This window comes from Thauera phenylacetica B4P (assembly GCF_000310225.1).
GTDB classification, from domain to species: Bacteria; Pseudomonadota; Gammaproteobacteria; order Burkholderiales; family Rhodocyclaceae; genus Thauera; species Thauera phenylacetica.
The window spans coordinates 1-19,098 of the sequence record NZ_AMXF01000070.1 but is presented as its reverse complement, the minus strand read 5'-3'; the positions used below and the strand labels follow the sequence as shown (position 1 = coordinate 19,098).

The following is a 19,098-nucleotide window of genomic DNA, read 5'->3' as shown; positions in this document are numbered from 1 at the left end:
GAAAGCGTAATAGCTCACTAGTCGAGTCGTCCTGCGCGGAAGATGTAACGGGGCTCAAGCCATGAACCGAAGCTGCGGATGTGTATTTGACACGTGGTAGGGGAGCGTTCCGTAAGCCTGCGAAGGTGTCTCGTAAGGGATGCTGGAGGTATCGGAAGTGCGAATGCTGACATGAGTAGCGATAAAGGGTGTGAAAAGCACCCTCGCCGTAAGCCCAAGGTTTCCTGCGCAACGTTCATCGGCGCAGGGTGAGTCGGCCCCTAAGGCGAGGCAGAAATGCGTAGTCGATGGGAAACAGGTCAATATTCCTGTACCGTTCTTAGATGCGATGGGGGGACGGAGAAGGTTAGCTCGGCCATCTGTTGGAATAGGTGGTTTAAGCGTGTAGTCGTGCCGCGTAGGCAAATCCGCGTGGCTAAGATGAGGCGTGATGACGAGGATCCTCGGATCCGAAGCGAGTGATACCCAGCTTCCAGGAAAAGCCTCTAAGCTTCAGTCTAAGAGTGACCGTACCGCAAACCGACACAGGTGGGCTGGTAGAGAATACCAAGGCGCTTGAGAGAACTCAGGAGAAGGAACTCGGCAAATTGATACCGTAACTTCGGGAGAAGGTATGCCCCTGGTACGTGAAGGCCCTCGCGGCCGGAGCGGAACGGGGTCGCAGAGAATCGGTGGCTGCGACTGTTTATTAAAAACACAGCACTCTGCAAACACGAAAGTGGACGTATAGGGTGTGACGCCTGCCCGGTGCCGGAAGGTTAAGTGATGGGGTGCAAGCTCTTGATCGAAGCCCCGGTAAACGGCGGCCGTAACTATAACGGTCCTAAGGTAGCGAAATTCCTTGTCGGGTAAGTTCCGACCTGCACGAATGGCGTAACGATGGCCACACTGTCTCCTCCTGAGACTCAGCGAAGTTGAAATGTTTGTGAAGATGCAATCTCCCCGCGGCTAGACGGAAAGACCCCATGAACCTTTACTGTAGCTTTGCATTGGACTTTGACGGGACTTGTGTAGGATAGGTGGGAGGCTATGAAACCGGGACGCCAGTTCCGGCGGAGCCACCCTTGAAATACCACCCTGGTGTCGTCGAGGTTCTAACCCAGGCCTGTGAATCCAGGTCGGGGACCGTGCATGGTGGGCAGTTTGACTGGGGCGGTCTCCTCCCAAAAGGTAACGGAGGAGTACGAAGGTCACCTAGGTACGGTCGGACATCGTACTGATAGTGCAATGGCAAAAGGTGGCTTGACTGCGAGACCCACAAGTCGAGCAGGTGCGAAAGCAGGTCATAGTGATCCGGTGGTTCTGTATGGAAGGGCCATCGCTCAACGGATAAAAGGTACTCTGGGGATAACAGGCTGATTCCGCCCAAGAGTTCACATCGACGGCGGAGTTTGGCACCTCGATGTCGGCTCATCACATCCTGGGGCTGTAGCCGGTCCCAAGGGTATGGCTGTTCGCCATTTAAAGTGGTACGTGAGCTGGGTTTAAAACGTCGTGAGACAGTTTGGTCCCTATCTGCCGTGGGCGCTGGAAGTTTGAGAGGGCCTGCTCCTAGTACGAGAGGACCGGAGTGGACGCACCCCTGGTGTACCGGTTGTGACGCCAGTCGCATCGCCGGGTAGCTATGTGCGGAAGAGATAACCGCTGAAAGCATCTAAGCGGGAAACTCGCCTCAAGATGAGACTTCCCCGGGGCCTCGAGCCCCCTGAAGGGTCGTTGAAGACCACAACGTTGATAGGCCGGGTGTGTAAGCGTGGCAACACGTTCAGCTAACCGGTACTAATTGCCCGTGTGGCTTGATCCTATAACCTTCAAAACAAAACGTACTCGTTTCCGTGGTTGAAAAACAACCACGCAATCACACAACCCTAATAAAACACTTCTTCCCATCTTTGCTTCAGCCCCAAAACGCTGAAGAACAAGTCAAAGTCTGACGACCATAGCTGTGTGGAACCACCCCTTCCCTTCCCGAACAGGACCGTGAAACGCACACGCGCCGATGATAGTGAGGTCCGCCCTCGTGAAAGTAGGTCATCGTCAGACTAACCCACAACACAACGCCCCACGCACCTCTTCGTGCCTGGGGCGTTGTGCCGTACACGCGCCCAGAAACGCCTGCCTACCACCCGCGCTTGCACCCAGTCCGCACCGCTCAGGAACGAAAACAACGCGCCTCCGTTCCGGAGCAAGAACCACGCAGGGCGCAAGACCGGCGCGCTGGATCAGTTACGCGCGGGGACGAGGATCTCGGCTTCGCCGTCCATCACCACCTTGTCGCCGACGGTGCAGACCGTCGAGAACACTGCGCGACGCTTCTCGGCCTTCAACTCCTTGACCGTGACACGCGCCACGACCGTGTCGCCAATCTTCACCGGGGCCTTGAACTTCAGGCTCTGAGACAGATAGATGCAGCCGGGGCCGGGAAGCCGGGTGCCGAAAACGGCTGAGATCAGGCCGGCGGAGAGCATGCCATGGGCGATTCGTCCGCCGAACATCGTGCTGGTGGCGAACTCTTCATCCAGGTGGACCGGGTTGGTATCGCCCGAAACACCGGCGAACATCAGGATGTCCGCTTCGCTCACCGTGCGCGAGACGGAGGCGGTGCGACCGACGAACAGGTCTTCGAATCCGAGCCCGTAGACTTCGGTGAAATCGCGTTGAGGTTGAGTCATCTACTTCTCCTTTTGTGAAAACGTCCTACGGTAACGTGCCGACGCTACAACCTTCACATGCTAAAATCAACTTCGAATGTTGCATTGCGACATTTCCTCTGTAGAGGGCGCCGGCTTGCGTGTCATGGTGCTCATTAGACTCGAATTGGGTGGCTGACGGGACGGCGACGTGATCTGCGTCACGGGTGTCCGACCGGCGATTGTCTAAGCTGGATTCGTGACCGGGTGTCCGGGGGTGCTTGTACCCACCCAGGCCCTCGGGTCCTCGATCACTTCTCCGATTTCCAAAACAGTGCAGAGGCCCATCGATGTTGAAGGTGTTCAGCCATTACCTTCCCACGCACACCCTGCAGCAGGTCTTGTTCGACGCAGTGACGCTGTTTGCGGTTGTGCTCGGGGCGGTCGCGTTGCTCGTGACTCCGACGAGTGCGGTCGATTGGGCGGTCTGCATCCCGTCCGCGCTCACGTTCGCCGCTACCATGATCGCACTCAACGCGGCCATGGGCTTGTATCGGCCGGTTTATCAACGCTCGCATCGACAAGCCTTCGCGCGCGTGGCGCTCTCCCTTACGGTCAGCGTGCCGGTGGCGTATCTCGTGTTCGGGTTGCTGCCGTGGTCCGAGATCGCGCCGCATTCGCTCCAGGTCAGCGTGCTGCTGCTCCTATGCTTCCTGCTGCTTGCGCGCGGCCTGGTGAATCAACGCCAGGCGTCGGCGCTGTTCGTGCCGAGGGTGCTGATCGTCGGGACCGGGCGGGATGCAAGGATGGTGCATCAGGACCTGACTCGGCCCCTGCAGCGCAGTGTCGATGTGGTCGGCTTCCTGCCGGTGGGGGGCGGCGAACGCATCGAGGTCGAGCCGCGTGAAGTCCTTCCTCCCGGCAGCCTGCTCGACGTCGTGCGCAACCTTCGCATCGACGAGGTGATCGTCGCGGTACGCGAGCGCCGCGGTGGCGTGCTTTCCTTGCGCGAACTGCTCGATTGCAAGCTCCTCGGCACGCGCATTCTCGACCTGTCGACCTTCTTCGAGCGTGTCCAGGGGCAGGTGAGGCTCGATTCGCTGCGTGCGAGCTGGCTGATCTACGGGGACGGCTTTCGCCAGGGCTGGACGCGGACCTTCGTCAAGCGCTGCTTCGACCTCGTGGTGGGCACGGCGCTCCTGCTCGTCGCGATGCCGGTGATGCTGGTAACCGCTTTGTTGATCGTCCTGGAGGACGGTGCGCCGATCTTCTACTCGCAGGAGCGGGTGGGGCGGGGCGGCCGGCCCTTCCGAGTGATCAAGTTCCGCAGCATGCGTCGGGATGCCGAGAAGGACGGCAAGCCGAGGTGGGCGAGTTCGAATGACGATCGCGTGACGCGCGTGGGACGCTTCATCCGCAAGCTGCGTATCGACGAGCTTCCGCAACTATTCAACGTCCTCAACGGTGACATGAGCCTGGTCGGTCCGCGCCCCGAGCGTCCGTATTTCGTCGATCAGCTGACCCAACAGATCCCGTTCTACGCCGTGCGGCACTGCGTCAAGCCGGGTGTGACGGGGTGGGCCCAGGTGCGCTACCAGTACGGCGCCTCGGTCGATGATGCGGCCGAGAAGCTTCAGTACGACCTCTACTACGTGAAGAATCACTCCTTGATCCTGGACACGCTGGTGCTCTTCGAGACGGTCCGGGTGGTCCTGACGGGCGAGGGCGCGCACTGAGCGCGCGGGCCGCAGCTGCAGGCGATTCGGATGGGTGTGTGCTGCGACTGAGGCGGCGAAGGGGGAGGCGTGGCTGAGGTTGCAGTCTGGAGCTACGGGCTTGCCGCCGTGGCCTTCGCCTTCTTCGCGCTCTACATCTTCTTCGCGTGGAGAGGAGCGCTCCCGGGCGGCGTGCTGTTTGCCGCCGTGGGCATTTCCAGCCTGTGGGCCGCATGCTCGGCGGTCGCCGCGCGCGGCGACGTGGCGCTGGTCGGGGCCCTCGCGGTTCTCCTCGATGTATTGCGGGTGGCGGCGTGGTACGCGTTCCTGATCGTGCTGTCGCGCCCCCTGTGGGGGGCGTGGTCGCGCTGGCCCGCGTATGCGGCGGTGGCGGTCGTGTCCGCGCAGGTCCTGGCGCTGGTGCTCGAGCTGGCGGGGCTGTCGGCCGCCTTGCCGGTCGCGCCCGTGATTGGCGCGTGGCTGACGCACGCGGTTGTGGGGCTGATGCTCGTCGAGCAGCTCTACCGGGGCATGCCCGCGGTCTCGCGCTGGGGCCTCAAGCCGCTCTGTCTCGCGCTCGCGGCGGGATACATCTTCGAGCTCTACCTGTTCGCTGATGCCTTGCTGTTCTCGCGCATCGATGCCGATGTTTGGGCAGCTCGCGGCATCGCCCATGCCCTGCTGATCCCGCTGATCGCGATCGCGGGCACACGCAGCCCGTCGTGGACGCTGCGCATGTCGGTCTCGCGCGAGGTGGTGTTCCATTCGACCGCGCTGGCCGGGGCGGGGCTCTATCTGCTGGTCATCGCCGGCGCCGCCTATTACGTGCGCTACTTCGGTGGCGACTGGGGACGGGCGCTGCAGATGGCGCTGCTCTTCGCGGGGCTCGTGCTGCTCGGGGCGCTGCTGTTCTCGGGAGCGGTGCGCGCCCGCCTACGCGTCTTCATCAGCAAGCATCTCTTCCCCTACCGCTACGACTACCGCGCCGAATGGCTGCGCTTCACCCAGGCGCTGTCTTCGGCCGACCGCAGCCTCGACCTCGGGCAGTCGGTCATCAAGGCCCTGTCCGATATGGTGGAGAGTCCCGGGGGAGCGCTGTGGCTTGCCGATGCCTACGGCAAGTGCAAGCTGCATTCGCGCTTCAACCACCCCGTTGTCGATGCCGTCGACAGCCTCGAGTCGCCGCTGTGCGCCTTTCTGGCCGGTCGAGGCTGGGTGGTCGACCTGGAGGAGTACCGCATGCAGCCCGGACGCTACGAGGGGCTCGTGCTGCCGGAGTGGCTCTCGCGTCTCGACGACGCCTGGCTGGTCATTCCGCTGCAGACGGCCGAGCGCCTGATCGGGTTCGTCGTGCTCAGCTCTCCACGCGCGCCCTTCGATATCGACTGGGAGGTGCTCGACCTGCTCAAGACGGCGCAACGCCAGGCCGCAGGCTACCTCGACCGCATGCTCGCGGCCGAGGCGCTGCTCGAGGCGCGCAAGTTCGACTCCTTCAACCGCATGTCGGCCTTCGTGGTGCATGACCTCAAGAACCTCGTCGCCCAGCTCTCCCTGATGCTCAAGAACGCGCAACGCCATCGCGACAACCCCGAGTTCCAGCAAGACATGCTGGAGACGGTGGCCAACGTGGAGGCGCGCATGCGCGGGCTGATGACGCAGCTCCAGGAGAAGCGCTCGATCGACCCGCCGCGCGCGCTGGATCTTCCCGCCCTGCTGCGCACAGTCTGCGAGTCCAAGCGCGGCCAGATGCCGGTGATCGAATTGGCGCTCGAGAGGGCCGGCCCGGTCGAGGTCAGTGCCCACCCGCAAAGGCTGGAAAGAATCGTCGGTCATGTCGTGCAAAATGCACTGGATGCCACGGCGCAGGATGGTAAGGTGACCTTGACACTCGCGGCCGGTAAGGACGGGCGGGCGAACGTGGTCGTCGAGGACGATGGTTGCGGGATGACCGCGGAGTTCGTCCGCGAACGACTCTCGCGACCCTTCCAGACCACCAAGTCGAGCGGGATGGGGATCGGGGTCTACGAGACCCGGCAGTACCTCGAGGAGATCGGCGGTGCGCTGCACTACGACAGTGAGGTCGGGCGCGGCACGCGCGTCACCATCGAGCTCCCCCGTATCCGGCGCGAGGATGGGCAATCTATCGCGATGGGCACCTAGACAGTGAATTCGACCTCAGACAAGCAGCGCACCCTCCTGATCGTGGAAGACGACCTCGCGCTGCAGAAGCAGATGCGCTGGGCCTTCGACGCCTGCGAGACCGTGGTCGCGAGCGATCGCGAGAGCGCCATCGTGCAGCTGCGCAAGCACGAACCCGCGGTGGTCACGATGGACCTCGGGCTGCCACCCGCGCCCGACGACGTGAGCGAGGGCTTCAAGCTCCTGCGCGAGATCCTCACGCTCGCGCCCGACACCAAGGTCATCGTGCTCACCGGCCAGCACGACCGCGAGAACGCGGTGAAGGCGGTGGGGCTCGGCGCCTACGACTTCTTCGCCAAGCCCTTCGAGCCGGAGCTGCTCAACCTCACCATCGAGCGTGCGTTTCGCATGCACGACCTGCAGATGGAGAACGCGCGCCTCGCCGCGCTCGAGGGCAGCCCGCTTTCCGGGCTCCTCACCCGCGACCCCGGCATGCTCAAGATCTGCCGCACGATCGAGAAGCTCGCCTCGGCCTCGGCCACCGTCGCCCTGCTTGGCGAGAGCGGCACGGGCAAGGAGATCCTCGCGCGCGGACTCCACATGCTGTCGTCGCGTGCGCGCGAGCGCTTCGTGGCGATCAACTGCGCGGCCATCCCCGACACCCTGCTCGAGAGCGAGCTCTTCGGCTACGAGAAGGGCGCCTTCACCGGCGCGGTGCGCCAGACCCCCGGCAAGATCGAGACCGCCAATCGCGGAACGCTCTTCCTCGACGAGATCGGCGACCTGCCGCTCGCCCTGCAGGCCAAGCTCCTGCGCTTCCTCCAGGAGCGCTCGATCGAGCGCATCGGCGGGCGCGAGGAGATCCCGGTCGACGTGCGCATCGTGTGCGCGACGCACCGCGACCTCAAGGCGCAGATCCAGGCTGGCGTGTTTCGCGAGGACCTCTACTACCGGCTTGCCGAGATCGTCATCGAGATCCCGGCGCTACGCCAGCGCGAGGGCGATGCCACCTATCTCGCCCACGCCTTCGTGCAGCGCTTCGCCAAGGAAAACGGCCGCCGCGCGCCGATGCTCACCGACGACGCCTTGTCGGCGATCGAGGCCCATCGCTGGCCGGGCAACGTGCGCGAACTCGAGAACTGCCTCAAGCGTGCCGTGATCATGACCGACGGCGACTGCATCACCGCGGAGGATCTGGGCCTCGCCGCCGGCGATGAGGACCTCGCGATCTTCAACCTCCGCCAGGTGCGCGACGAGGCCGAGCGTGCAGCCGTCCTCAAGGTCATCGCCCGCACCAACGGCAACATCGCGCGCGCCGCCGAGATCCTCGGCGTCAGCCGCCCGTCCCTCTATGATCTGCTCGGCCGTTTCGGCCTCAAAAAGGAGAATGGTTTGTGAGCCAAGCCCGTACTCGTCATTCGCGCTGGTCCGGCCGTGCCGCATCCGGCGTCGCCGCTGCCGCCCTGTCGGTCCTGCTGCTGGCCGGCTGCAGCGAGACGCCCGAAGAGATGCTGGTGTCGGCGAAGGCCTTCATCGAGAAGCAGGACCTCGACGCCGCAAGTATCCAGCTCAAGAACGCCTTGCAACAAAACGGGAGTCTCGCCGAAGCGCGCTTCCTGCTCGGTCGCATCAATATGCGCCAGGGCAACGTGGCGGGCGGGGTCAAGGAACTGCAGCGCGCGCTCGAGCTCGGCCATCCGCGCGACGTCGTTGCGGTCGAGCTCGCTCCGGCGCTCGTCGCCGCGGGCGAGCTCGACAAGCTCTTCGCCGAGTTCGGCGACCCGCGCGTAAGCGAGCCGAAGGCCCGCGCCGCGGTCTCTGCGGCGCTCGGCGACGGCCACTTGCTGCGGCGTGACATCGAAAAGGCGCGCGCATCCTATCTCGAGTCGATCGCCGCCGCGCCCGACGAGCCGCGCAGTCGCATCGGTCTCGCGCGCACCACCGCCCTCAAGGGGGATCTCGCGGCCGCCGAGGCGGAGGTTCGCGAGGCCGTCCGGCGCTCGCCGGAGGCGGCCGAGGCCCACGCGCTGCTGGCCGACCTGCTGCTCGCGCAAGGACGTGTTCCCGAGGGCGTCGAGGCCTTGCGCGAAGTCGTGCGCCTGCAGCCGAAGTCGGTCAATGGCCACTACGCCCTCGTCAGCCAGTTGCTGCGCGGCGGCGACATGGCCGCGGCCGATGCGGCGCTGGAAAGCATGCGCTCCGTGGTGGGCAATCATCCTTTCACCCGCTACCTGGTCGCGCTCCGGCATTTCCGCGAGAACCGCCTGGCCGAGGCCCGCGACGACGTCATGCAGGTCCTCAAGGACGCGCCGCAGTTCCTTCCCGCGGATCTGCTCGCGGGCACCGTGCTCGTCCGCGTGAACGAGCACGCCCTGGCGCGCAGCCACCTCGACCGGGTCCTGCAGGCGGCCCCGGGGCACCTTGCCGCGCGCCAGGCGCTGATCGTCTCCCACCTCGCCACGGGCGAGTCCAAGCGCGCGCTGGAGCTCCTCCAGCCGCTGTTGCAGGTGCCTCAACCGAGCGCCCGCCTGCTCGGGCTGGCGGGCCAGGTCTTCCTCGCCAATGGCGACTTCGAGCGCTCGGAAGAGTATTTCGAGCGCGCATCGAAGGCGAGCCCGGACGATCCGGGCGCACGCCTGCGGCTTGGCGTGGCACGCATGGCAGGAGGCGATGTCAGCAGTGCCTTCGAGGATCTCGCGTCGGCGGCGCGCATGGACGAGACCGGCATCCAGGCCGACCTCGCGCTGGTCGTGGGGCATCTGCGCCGTGGCGAGACCGACAAGGCGCTCGCGGCGCAGGCCGAACTCGAGCGCAAGCAACCCGACAATGCCCTGGTGCACAACCTGCGTGGCGGGCTGATGCTGGCCAGGCGCGACATCCCGGCGGCCCGTGCCGCGTTCGAGAAGGCGCTCGCCAAGCAGCCCGCCTACCTCGCTGCCGCAGTCAATCTGGCGCGGCTGGACCTTGCCGAGCGCAAGCCGCAGGAAGCGATCGGCCGCCTCGTGTCCGTGGTCGAACGCGATCCGAAGAGTGTCGAGGCCTTGCTGACGCTCGCCGAGATCCAGCGCGCCACGGGAGCGGCAGCGCCCGAGGTGCTGCGCACGCTCGAGCGCGCCGAGGCGGCTTCGCCCGGTGGCGTGCCGGCGAACCTTGCGATCATCCAGCACCTCCTCTCGCAGCGGCAGGCCGCGCAGGCGTTGCAGGTGGCGCAGAAGGTCGCCGCCGCGCACCAGAGCGAGCCGCGCGCCATCGAGGCGCTCGCCCGCACCCAACTTGCCGCGGGTGACAGCCAGCAGGGGATCGCGGCGCTCAATCGCCTGGTCAACCTGCTGCCGGCGTCGCCGCAGCCGCTGGTGGCGCTCGCCGACGTGCACCGTTCGCTCAAGGATGGCCATGCCGCCGAGCAGGCCTTGCGCAAGGCGCTGAGCATCGCCCCCGATCTCATCGACGCGCGCCAGCGCATGATCGCGCTGGCGCTCGAGCGCAACGACCGGAAGCTCGCCCTGCAACTCGCCGGCGAGGCCCAGTCGCGGCAGCCCGAGCTGCCCGTCGGATACCTGCTCGAGGGCGACGTGCATGCGGTCGCCAGCCAGTGGTCCGAGGCCGCGGGCGCCTACCGCAAGGCGCTCGATCGCAAGGGTGGAGGCCAGGCTGCGGCACGCCTGCATTCGGCCCTGGTCCGTGCGGATCGCAAGGCCGACGCCGCACGCATGGCCGAGGCGTGGCTGAAGGACAATCCGTCCGATCTCGTGTTGCGCGGCTACCTGGGCGAACTGGCCCTTGGCGAAAAACGCTACGCGGACGCGGTCAAGATCTTCGCGCGCATGTCCGAGATGGCCCCGCAGAACCCCATCCTGCTCAACAACCTGGCCTGGGCGGCCAACGAAGTGAAGGACCCGAAGGCGCTGGAGTATGCCGAGCAGGCCCTGCGGCTTGCGCCCGAGAATCCGGCGATCATCGATACGGTTGGCACCATCCAGGTCGATAGCGGCGAGGTGGACGCCGGCCTGGCAAACCTGCGCCGGGCGGTTTCGATCGGTCCCGACCTGTTGCCCTTGCAGCTCAACCTCGCGCGGGCGCTGGTCAAGGCGGGTCAGAAGGACGAGGCGCGCACGCAGCTTGAGGCCCTGATGCCGCGCCTGAAGGAGGGCACGCCGCTGCACCAGCAGGCCGACGCGCTGATGAAGGGACTCTGATCTCCTGCGACGGCGGTGCGCCGACGGCTCGGTTCGATGAGCCGGCCTGGGGTCGCGGCATCGCCGCCTCGTGGGACTGCGAGCCGTGCGGGATTGTCAGGGCCGCACGCTCTGTGCGATAAGGAAGCATGAACACGCGCAAGAACAGGACATCGCTTGCCGGTCGGACCGCGAGGCTCGCCTTGCGGTGGGCGGCGCGCGCGCGCAGCGTGCTCGCCGTTGCACTTGCCATGGCGTGGTCGCTTCCTGCTGCGGCCGGGGAGGCCGCGTTCGAGCGCGCGCTCGCCGAGCAGGCGCGCTACCTCTCGAGCGAGGCACTCGCCTACGAGCACGGCGAGGGAGTGCCGCGCGACCAGCCTTACGCGGCGCTGCTGTATTGCGAGTCCGCCCGCCTGGGCGACACGGAAGGCATGTACGCGCTCGGCTGGATGTACGCCAACGGGCGCGGCGTCGAGCGCAACGACGCCTACGCCGGCACGCTCTTCGCCATGGCCGCCGCGAAGGGCGACGAGCACGCGCAACGCATGCTGCGCTACACGGGTGAATACACCGGCGACGTGCCCGACTGCCTGCACACCCCTTCCAGCCAGATCGTGCAGCGCTGGCCGGTTGAGGCCTTGATCGCCCGGCTGCCGGCGGCACGCCAGGCCGTCGCGCGCATGCTCGCCGAGCTCGCGCCCAAGTACGGCGTCCGCCCGGAGTTCGCGCTCGCGATCGGGCTCACCGAGTCGGCGCTCAACCCGCAGGCGCTCTCGCCCAAGAACGCGATGGGCGTCATGCAGCTGATCCCCGCCACCGCCGAGCGCTTCAACGTCGGCAAGCCCTACGACCCCGAGCAGAACATCCGCGGCGGCCTGGCCTACCTGCGCTGGCTGCTGGCCTACTTCGAAGGCGACATCGCCCTCGCCGCCGCCGGCTACAACGCCGGCGAGGGCGCGGTCGACCGCTACCGGGGCGTGCCGCCCTACCGCGAGACGCGTGCCTACGTCGAGCGCATCCTGCGTCACGTCGGCCAGGATCGTCACCCCTACGACGGCCGCGTGGTCGCCCCCAGCCCCATGCTGCGCAAGCTGCGGCTCGCCCTCGAACAGGAACACGAATCGTGAATCCCGGCGCGACGAGGCCGGCGCGGCGTCGGCTGCTGGCCAGCGCGCTGGCGATTCCGCTGGCGCTCGCCCTCGCTCCCGACGCGCGCGCCGACCTCGTCTCCACGCTCGCGCGCGTCAAGCCGTCGGTGGTCGGGGTGGGGACCTACCAGCGCACGCGCAGCCCGGCCTTCGTGTTCCGCGGCACCGGCTTCGCGGTCGGTGACGGCATGTCGATCGCCACCAACGCACACGTCCTGCCCGACCAGGTCGATAGCGCGAAGCTGGAACAGCTCGTGGTCGTGCTGCCGGGCGACGGTCTCACCGGGGCGGTGCGGCCGGTGCGCGTCGTGGCCAGCGAACGTGCCCAGGACCTCGCGCTGCTTCGGCTCGAAGGCGGCCCGCCCTTGCCGGCCTTGCGCCTCGCCGGAGGCGGCAGCGTGGTGGAGGGGCAGGAGGTCGCCTTCACCGGCTTCCCCATCGGCGCCGTGCTCGGCATGACCCCGGTGACGCACCGCGGCATCGTCTCGGCGATCACGCCGATCGCCATCCCGCAGGCCAACTCGCGCGATCTCAATCCGGCGCTGATCCGCCGCCTCGCCACCGATCCCTTCCGGGTGTACCAGCTCGACGCCACCGCCTATCCCGGCAACAGTGGCAGTCCGCTCTACGACCCGGCCACGGGCGAGGTCATCGGCGTGCTCAACATGGTGTTCGTGAAGTCGACCAAGGAGAAGGTCCTCTCCGATCCGTCGGGGATCAGCTACGCGATTCCGGTCGAATACCTGCAGCGCCTGATTGCATCGCAGCGCTAGGCGCGCCCCGGCAGAAGATCAGTCCTCGCCCAGGATCTCGTCGGCGAGCGCGCCCGGGTTCGCCACCGCGCGCCAGTGCGGCGCCATCTCGCCCGCCCCGAGGCTGCCGTAGCCCCAGGTCGCGGCGATGAAGGGCAGCCGGTTGGCGTCGGCCGATTCGCCGTCCTCGCCGCGGTCGCCCACATAGACCGCGTCCGCGCGGGCGATGCCGCGGTCCTGCAGCAGGCGCGCGATCATCGCCGGCTTGTCGGGCAGGCGCGGCTCGAAGAGATCGAGCGCATACACCGCGGCGAAGTGCCCGCTCCAGCCCAGGTGCTCCAGGATCAGCCGCGTCGGCAGCAGGCGCTTGTTGGTCGCGATCGACAGCGTGCAGCCGGCCGCGCGCAGGCGGCGCAGCATCGCGTCGACCCCGGTGTAGGCCGCGGTCTGGCGGTAGCCGCTGCTGTCGTAGCTCGCCTTGAAGCCGGCCGCGAGCGCATCGATCACCGCGGCGTCGCAGGTGCCGGCGAGCATGCGCAGGGTCTCGAGCAGCGGCGGGCCGACGATGCCCGCGTCGATCGCGATCACCGGCTGGTGCCCGGTGCTGGCGAAGGCGTCGCGGTAGCTCGCCAGGATGGCAGGGGCAGAGTCGATCAGGGTGCCGTCGAGGTCGAACAACACCTGGGAGTAGCGGGGCATCGGGCTCGTGCGGTCGGGAAGTACGCCTCCGGTCCCCGAATCGAGCGCCTGCCGAGCAAGCCGCGACCAACCGTTTACAACACCGAAAACGCGAATGAGTGGTCCCGTCACCAGGAATCGAACCTGGATCTGGCGCTTAGGAGGCGCCCGTTCTATCCATTGAACTATGACGAGGACTCGGGGACGCGCATTCTAGCTGTTCGGCGGCGTCGGACCAAGCGCCGGCTCATCCGCGCGCGGTGGGAACAGGAAGGCGTGCGGGGCGCGCAGCAGGCGGCGCAGCAGCAGGCCGCCGAGCGAGCGGCTCTGCGCGAAGGTGATGCGGCGCGCGCGCATCGCCACGCTCAGCGTGAGCGCGAAGCTCACCGCCAGGTTGGTGAGGCCGATCAGCAGCACGCCGGCGAAGGCGATCGCCGCGGTGGTCAGCGGGATCGAGAAGTCCAGCGCCGCCGCGGCGTAGCCGAGGTAGGCCGACGAGAAGGCGATGTGGCGGATGTCGATCGGTAGCCCGAACAGCACCCCCAGGCCGGTGGCGCCGCCGAGCAGGAAGCCGAAGAAGAAGTTGCCGACCAGCGCCCCGATGTTCTGCTCGACGTAGCCCGCGAGCCTGTGCAGCCGGCGCTCGCCGAGCACGCGGCGCAGGCCGCGCAGCTGGGTGAGGCGCTGCGGGATGCGGTTGTAGGCCGAGAGGTTGTCGTAATAGGCGGCGATCAGCCCCGACATGAACAGGCACACCCCGGCGATCGCGGCGAAGAACACCGCGCCGCCGAGCGGGTGGATCTCGTCGAGCAGCGAGTGCGCCTTCTCCGGGGGGATGAAATGGCTGCCGGTGCCGAGGTGGATCAGCACGCCCACGCCGATCGCCACCGGGATCGCCACCCCGATGTTGCCCAGGATGGCGCCGATCTGGCTGCGGATGGTGCGCATGATCAGGTCGGCGAGCGCCTCGAGGTCGCGCGTCTTGCCCTTGGCCTCGCCGATCGAGGCGGCGATCGCGTTCGCGGTCATCGCCGGCTGCTTGGTCGCGACCGTGCCGCCGAGCATGTGGATCAGCATGAAGCCGAGCCCGTAGTTGAGGCAGAAGGCCAGCATCTCGTTGAGCGGCGCCATGCCCTGGTCGCCGAGCACGATCTTGTTCGCCGCCATGAAGGCGATGATCAGCCCGCCGAGCGCGGCCGAGGCGAACAGGCCGAAGTACTCGCTGCGCGAGCTGGTGATGTAGTGCTCGCCGGTCTTGCTCGCGCTCTCGGTCATGCGCAGCGACAGCAGCTCGACGTTCTGGCCCCAGTAGTCGGCGAGGATGTTCTTGCGGCACTCTGCGCGCACCAGGGTCTTGAACAGGCGCACGATGCGCGGCGCCGCGTCCTCGACCACGCGTCGGGTGCGCAGCTCGCCGAGCAGGGCGATGAGCTCGTGGATGCGCTCGAGGTGCTGGCGCAGGCGCTCGAGCTTGAAGGTCAGCGTCAGGCTGGTGCCCACCCGCATCGCGCGCTTGCGCACGCGCTGCAGCACCTCGTCGCACTGGTGCAGCATCACGGTCAGGTGCTTGTCGTCGGCGATCAGCGCGCCGGGGGTGGTCCACCACTCCTTGTAGTGGCCGATGTAGGCGAGCAGCTCGGCGTTCTGCGCGAGGAAGGGGGATTCGTGCTCCTCGAGGTGGGGGTCGATGCGCACCAGCTCGCGGTCGAGGCCGATCGCCGAGACGTGGAAGGACAGCACGCGCAGCGACTCGAGGATCTCGCCCACCGCGCTCGGCAGCGGGCTGGCGTCCTCCTCGAACATCGGCGTCTGGTGGCCCACCAGCAGGCGCAGGAAGTCCTGCCATTCCTCGTCCGGGATGGAGCGCACCCAGGCCTCGTCATCCACGCGGTGGAAGACCGCCGAGATCAGGTCCTTGAGATGGGTGGTGTCGAGCAGCTCGGGCAGCATGCGGCTGCCGAAGCGGCGCGAGGTCTCGGAGAAGAAGCCGGTCGAGGGCAAGAGGCCGGAGGAGACGTACATCGTCACCTGCTTGCGCCCGGCGAACAGCTCCAGCACGGCCTTGCGCAGGTTCGCCAGCAGGTCGGGCCGGCGCGCGAGCAGGTTGCCGAGCTCGCGCAGGTTCTCGGTGGCCTTGTCGGCCTCGGTAGGGCGCGCGGGGCGCAGCTTGTCGACCAGCGCGGACCACAGCCGCACCGGGTCCTGGTCGGCCTGGCCGAAGCGTTCGAGCAGTTTTTCCATTCGATTTCCGTGTTCTTTGTCCGCCTTGCGGCCGCGTCCGGCGCAGCCGTCGCGCGCCGATCCGGGTCGCCGCGCGGCGGTTTTGTGCACTGCATTATGCGGGATTCCGCCCGAGCCGCCAGCGCGGGGCTAAAATCGCCACCCCGATCCGACCCGCGGCCCGCGTGCCGTGCCCGCCAAGATGCCGCTCCTCGCCGTAGATAACGCCTGCCTCGCCTTCGGTCACGTCGACCTGCTCGATCAAGTGAGCTTCCAGCTCGACGCCGGGGAGCGCGTGGCGCTCATCGGGCGCAACGGCTCGGGCAAGTCCAGCCTGCTGCGTGCGCTCGCCGGCCAGGCGGCGCTCGATGATGGCACAGTGCGGCGACAGGCCGAAATGGTCACCGCCTACGTACCGCAGGAGCCCGATTTCGAGCTCGAGCGCGACGTCTTCGAGACCATCGCCGACGGCCTGGGCGCCGCCGCCCGCCTGCTCGTCGACTACCACGCCGCCATGCTGGAGGTCGCCGAGCACGCCAGCCCCGAGGCGCTGGCCAGGCTCGACCGCCTGCAGCACGCCGTCGAGGCCGCCGGCGGCTGGCGGCTCAACCAGCGCGTCGAGCAGGTCGTGGAGCGTCTCGGACTCGACCCCGCGGCAAAGGTTTCCAGCCTGTCGGGCGGTGGCGTCAAGCGCGTGGCGCTGGCGCGCGCGCTGGTGGCCGAGCCCGACCTGCTGCTGCTCGACGAGCCCACCAATCACCTCGACCTCGACGGCATCCTGTGGCTGGAGGGGCTGATCCGCGACTTTCGCGGCGCGGTCATGGTCATCACCCACGACCGCGTCTTCCTCGACAACGTCGCCACCCGCATCATCGAGCTCGACCGCGGCAAGCTGGCGAGCTACCCGGGGCGCTTCTCCGACTACCAGCGCCGCAAGGCCGAGGAGCTCGAGGCCGAGGAGAAGGCCTCCGCGCGCTTCGACAAGTTCCTCGCCCAGGAAGAGGTGTGGATCCGCAAGGGCGTCGAGGCCCGCCGCACCCGCAACGAGGGTCGCGTGCGCCGGCTAGAGTCCCTGCGCCGCGAGCGCGCCGCACGCCGCGACCGCCTTGGCGACGTCAGCCTGGCGGTCGATATCGGCGACAAGAGCGGGCAGATGGTCGCCGAGCTCACCCATGTTTCCAAGCGCTACGGCGACAAGGTGGTGGTGCGCGACTTCTCCACCCGCATCCTGCGCGGCGACCGCATCGGCTTCATCGGCCCCAACGGCGCCGGCAAGACCACGCTGTTGAAGCTCATCCTCGGCGAGGTCGAGCCTGACGAGGGCACGGTGCGCCGCGGCACCCGCCAGACCGTGGCCTACTTCGACCAGCTGCGCGCCCAGCTCGACCCCGAGCTGCCGCTCACCGAGGTGATCAGCCCGGGCTCGGATTTCGTCGAGATCGGCGGCGAGAAGAAGCACGTCATCGGTTACCTCGGCGACTTCCTGTTCGCGCCGCAGCGTGCGCGTTCGCCGGTCAAGTCGCTCTCCGGCGGCGAGCGCAACCGCCTGCTGCTCGCGCGCCTGTTCGCGCGTCCGGCCAACGTGCTGGTGCTCGACGAGCCCACCAACGACCTCGACATCGAGACGCTGGACCTGCTCGAGGAGCTGCTCGCCGGCTACGACGGCACGCTCTTCCTGGTCAGCCACGACCGCGCCTTCCTCGACAACGTCGTCACCCAGGTGATCGCCGCCGAGGGCGACGGGCGCTGGAGCGAGTACGCCGGCGGCTATGGCGACTGGCAGCGCGTGCAGGCGCGACGCGCCGACGAGGCCGCCGCGCGCGAGGCGACGGCACGCGAGAGCGCCAGACGCAGCGCCCCGCCCGCGGACAAGGCGCGTGCCGCCGAGCCCAAGGCGGCGAGCCGTCCGGCCAAGCTGAACTTCAACGAGAAGCGCGAGCTCGAGGCCTTGCCCGAGCGCATCGCCGCGCTGGAAGACGAGCAGGCCGCGCTGCACGCGCGCATGGCCGACCCCACGCTGTACCAGAGCGCCCCGCAGGAGGTCGCGCACATCAAGACCCGGCTCGAGGCGCTCGACGGCGAGATCGAGGCCGCGATGCTGCGCTGGGAAGAGCTCGAGTCGCGCGCCGCAGGCTGAGCGATGTTCGCGCCTGCCGGCGCTCCTACAGAAACCAGCACGCTCCCGAGGCGTCTCTTGCCCCTCGACACCCTACACGAACCGCCACGCCCCGGCCTTCCCGCCCCTCGACGCCCGACAAGAACCGCAGCCCCCTGTAGGAGCGGCGGCAGCCGCGAATTTGGCGCTGCAGCGCCCGCCGTCGGCGTGGTCGCGTGATGACAAGGCCGCATTCGCGCCTGCCGGCGCTCCTACAGAAACCGGCGCGGCTTCGATTTTCGTGCAGGAGCGGCGGCGGCCGCGAATGGGGAACCGGCGCGGCTTCGACCTTCATGTAGGAGCGGCGGCAGCCGCGAATTTGGCGCTGCAGCGCCCGCCGTCGGCGTGGTCGCGTGACGGCAGGGCCGCATTCGCGCCTGCCGGCGCTCCTACAGAAACCAGCACGCTCCCGAGGCATCTCTTGCCCCTCGACACCCCACACGAACCGCCACGCCCCGGCCTTCCCGCCCCTCGACGCCCGACAAGAACCGCAGCCCCCTGTAGGAGCGGCGGCAGCCGCGAATTTGGCGCTGCAGCGCCCGCCGTCGGCGTGGTCGCGTGACGGCAAGGCCGCATTCGCGCCTGCCGGCGCTCCTACAGAAACCGGCGCGGCTTCGATTTTCGTGCAGGAGCGGCGGCAGCCGCGAATGAGGAACCGGCGCGGCTTCGATTTTCGTGTAGGAGCGGCGGCAGCCGCGAATGGGGTGGTCCGGCGAGCGCCGGGTGAATCCTGCGTCAGAACACGCCGATCTGCCCGAACCACGCGGTCGCCGCGGTGGCGCCGAGGAAGACGGTGGCGTGGAAGGCGGCGATCCAGCGGTACTGGCGGCCGATGCGCTCGGGGTCGAGGTCGGAGATCAGGTAGAGGCGGCCGTCGCTCGGCCGGCGCATCAGGTGCAGTTCGGGCGCGGCGAGCGCCTCGGTCTGGCGCTGGCGCACCTCGCGGCGCGCCTGGGCGCGGGCGAGTTCCCACTCGCGCAGGTCGATCTCGCCGTCGCCGTCGAGGTCGAAACGCTGCAGCAGGGCGGGACGGTCGGCCTTCCAGGCGGCGAGCAGCTCGCGAACCTCGGCCGCGGTGTCGGTGCGCACGTCGGCGCTGCCCAGGGTGGCGAAGTCGCCGATCACATACAGCTTGTCGTGCTCGATCAGCGACCACTGCGTGTAGCGCAGGTCATCGCGGACGAACACGTCGTGCCGCCGCACCAGCATCTCGGCGCCCTCGGGGTCGATCACGCAGCGCGCGCTGCCGTCATCGAGCAGGAAGGTGGCCGCGCTGGTGTCGGTGCTCACCAACTGCCACTTGCCGTCGCGCTGGCGGCGCTCGATGCGCAGGCGGTACCACAGCACCGGCAGCGCGTTGACCGGCGACAGCAGCGGGTCGCCGGCGAGCGGCGCGCCGCGGCCCTGCAGCTCGGTGTAGCCCTGCGCTGCCGAGGCGACGCGCGCGGTCGGGGTGTCGGCGATCAGGCGGGCGTGGCGCAGCGCG

The 19,098-nt window shown here is 67.7% G+C and carries 11 protein-coding genes, 1 tRNA gene and 2 rRNA genes; 9 read left to right on the top strand and 5 right to left on the bottom strand.

The features are described from left to right. Both C667_RS10935 and rrf read left to right on the top strand, forming a co-directional pair. Positions 1 to 1,804 (top strand): 23S ribosomal RNA (locus C667_RS10935); the annotation flags it as partial. A 125-nt stretch (positions 1,805 to 1,929) separates the two neighbouring features. Further along, a 5S ribosomal RNA gene (gene rrf, locus C667_RS10930) occupies positions 1,930 to 2,043 on the top strand. Positions 2,044 to 2,222: 179 nt separating this feature from the next. Here the strand turns inward: rrf and C667_RS10925 are convergent. Next, a complete protein-coding gene (locus C667_RS10925) occupies positions 2,223 to 2,672 on the bottom strand; it encodes a MaoC family dehydratase (protein WP_004363195.1) in 450 nt (149 codons plus the stop codon). Positions 2,673 to 2,980: 308 nt separating this feature from the next. Here C667_RS10925 and C667_RS10920 point away from each other — a divergent pair, with 308 nt between their 5' ends. The 6 genes from C667_RS10920 to C667_RS10895 all read left to right on the top strand — a co-directional run bounded on the left by C667_RS10920 (position 2,981) and on the right by C667_RS10895 (position 12,580). After that, positions 2,981 to 4,366, top strand: coding sequence for a TIGR03013 family XrtA/PEP-CTERM system glycosyltransferase (locus tag C667_RS10920; protein WP_004363194.1), 1,386 nt, complete (start codon positions 2,981 to 2,983; stop codon positions 4,364 to 4,366). A gap of 69 nt (positions 4,367 to 4,435) precedes the next feature. Continuing rightward, on the top strand, positions 4,436 to 6,505 hold the full coding sequence (gene prsK, locus C667_RS10915) for an XrtA/PEP-CTERM system histidine kinase PrsK (RefSeq protein WP_039921306.1): 2,070 nt from the start codon (positions 4,436 to 4,438) through the stop codon (positions 6,503 to 6,505). 3 nt (positions 6,506 to 6,508) lie between these two features. Then, the gene (gene prsR, locus C667_RS10910; protein ID WP_004363189.1) at positions 6,509 to 7,882 is read left to right on the top strand and encodes a PEP-CTERM-box response regulator transcription factor; all 1,374 of its coding nucleotides are present in this window, start codon (positions 6,509 to 6,511) and stop codon (positions 7,880 to 7,882) included. Next, a complete protein-coding gene (gene prsT / locus C667_RS10905) occupies positions 7,879 to 10,680 on the top strand; it encodes an XrtA/PEP-CTERM system TPR-repeat protein PrsT (protein WP_004363187.1) in 2,802 nt (933 codons plus the stop codon). The genes prsR and prsT overlap by 4 nt, the downstream gene beginning before the upstream one ends. A gap of 128 nt (positions 10,681 to 10,808) precedes the next feature. After that, the gene (locus tag C667_RS10900) at positions 10,809 to 11,786 is read left to right on the top strand and encodes a transglycosylase SLT domain-containing protein (protein WP_004363185.1); all 978 of its coding nucleotides are present in this window, start codon (positions 10,809 to 10,811) and stop codon (positions 11,784 to 11,786) included. Beyond that, positions 11,783 to 12,580: a S1 family peptidase gene (locus C667_RS10895; protein WP_004363183.1), complete on the top strand. Its 798-nt coding sequence runs from the start codon at positions 11,783 to 11,785 to the stop codon at positions 12,578 to 12,580. The genes C667_RS10900 and C667_RS10895 overlap by 4 nt, the downstream gene beginning before the upstream one ends. Before the next feature lie 18 nt (positions 12,581 to 12,598). On the opposite strand, the gene C667_RS10890 is transcribed toward C667_RS10895, so the two are convergent. The 3 genes from C667_RS10890 to C667_RS10880 form a co-directional block, all read right to left on the bottom strand. Next, on the bottom strand, positions 12,599 to 13,258 hold the full coding sequence (locus C667_RS10890) for an HAD family hydrolase (protein WP_004363181.1): 660 nt from the start codon (positions 13,256 to 13,258) through the stop codon (positions 12,599 to 12,601). A 99-nt stretch (positions 13,259 to 13,357) separates the two neighbouring features. Further along, a tRNA-Arg gene (locus C667_RS10885) sits at positions 13,358 to 13,432 on the bottom strand. An 18-nt stretch (positions 13,433 to 13,450) separates the two neighbouring features. Beyond that, positions 13,451 to 15,478 (bottom strand): site-specific recombinase, encoded by a 2,028-nt coding sequence (locus C667_RS10880; protein WP_004363180.1) that lies wholly within the window; start codon positions 15,476 to 15,478, stop codon positions 13,451 to 13,453. Between the two features lie 181 nt (positions 15,479 to 15,659). Here C667_RS10880 and C667_RS10875 point away from each other — a divergent pair, with 181 nt between their 5' ends. Next, the gene (locus C667_RS10875) at positions 15,660 to 17,594 is read left to right on the top strand and encodes an ATP-binding cassette domain-containing protein (RefSeq protein WP_004363178.1); all 1,935 of its coding nucleotides are present in this window, start codon (positions 15,660 to 15,662) and stop codon (positions 17,592 to 17,594) included. 753 nt (positions 17,595 to 18,347) lie between these two features. Here C667_RS10875 and C667_RS10870 read toward each other — a convergent pair. Continuing rightward, a partial coding sequence (locus tag C667_RS10870; RefSeq protein ID WP_004363176.1) for a hypothetical protein occupies positions 18,348 to 19,098 on the bottom strand: 751 nt, incomplete at its 5' end.

Excerpts from the sequence above, each read along its gene's own strand:
- C667_RS10890 (WP_004363181.1), bottom strand. The coding sequence starts at position 13,258 with ATGCCCCGCTACTCCCAGGTGTTGTTCGACCTCGACGGCACCCTGATC.
- C667_RS10920 (WP_004363194.1), top strand. The coding sequence starts at position 2,981 with ATGTTGAAGGTGTTCAGCCATTACCTTCCCACGCACACCCTGCAGCAG.
- C667_RS10880 (WP_004363180.1), bottom strand. The coding sequence starts at position 15,478 with ATGGAAAAACTGCTCGAACGCTTCGGCCAGGCCGACCAGGACCCGGTG.
- C667_RS10875 (WP_004363178.1), top strand. The coding sequence starts at position 15,660 with ATGCCGCTCCTCGCCGTAGATAACGCCTGCCTCGCCTTCGGTCACGTC.
- C667_RS10900 (WP_004363185.1), top strand. The coding sequence starts at position 10,809 with ATGAACACGCGCAAGAACAGGACATCGCTTGCCGGTCGGACCGCGAGG.
- C667_RS10925 (WP_004363195.1), bottom strand. The coding sequence starts at position 2,672 with ATGACTCAACCTCAACGCGATTTCACCGAAGTCTACGGGCTCGGATTC.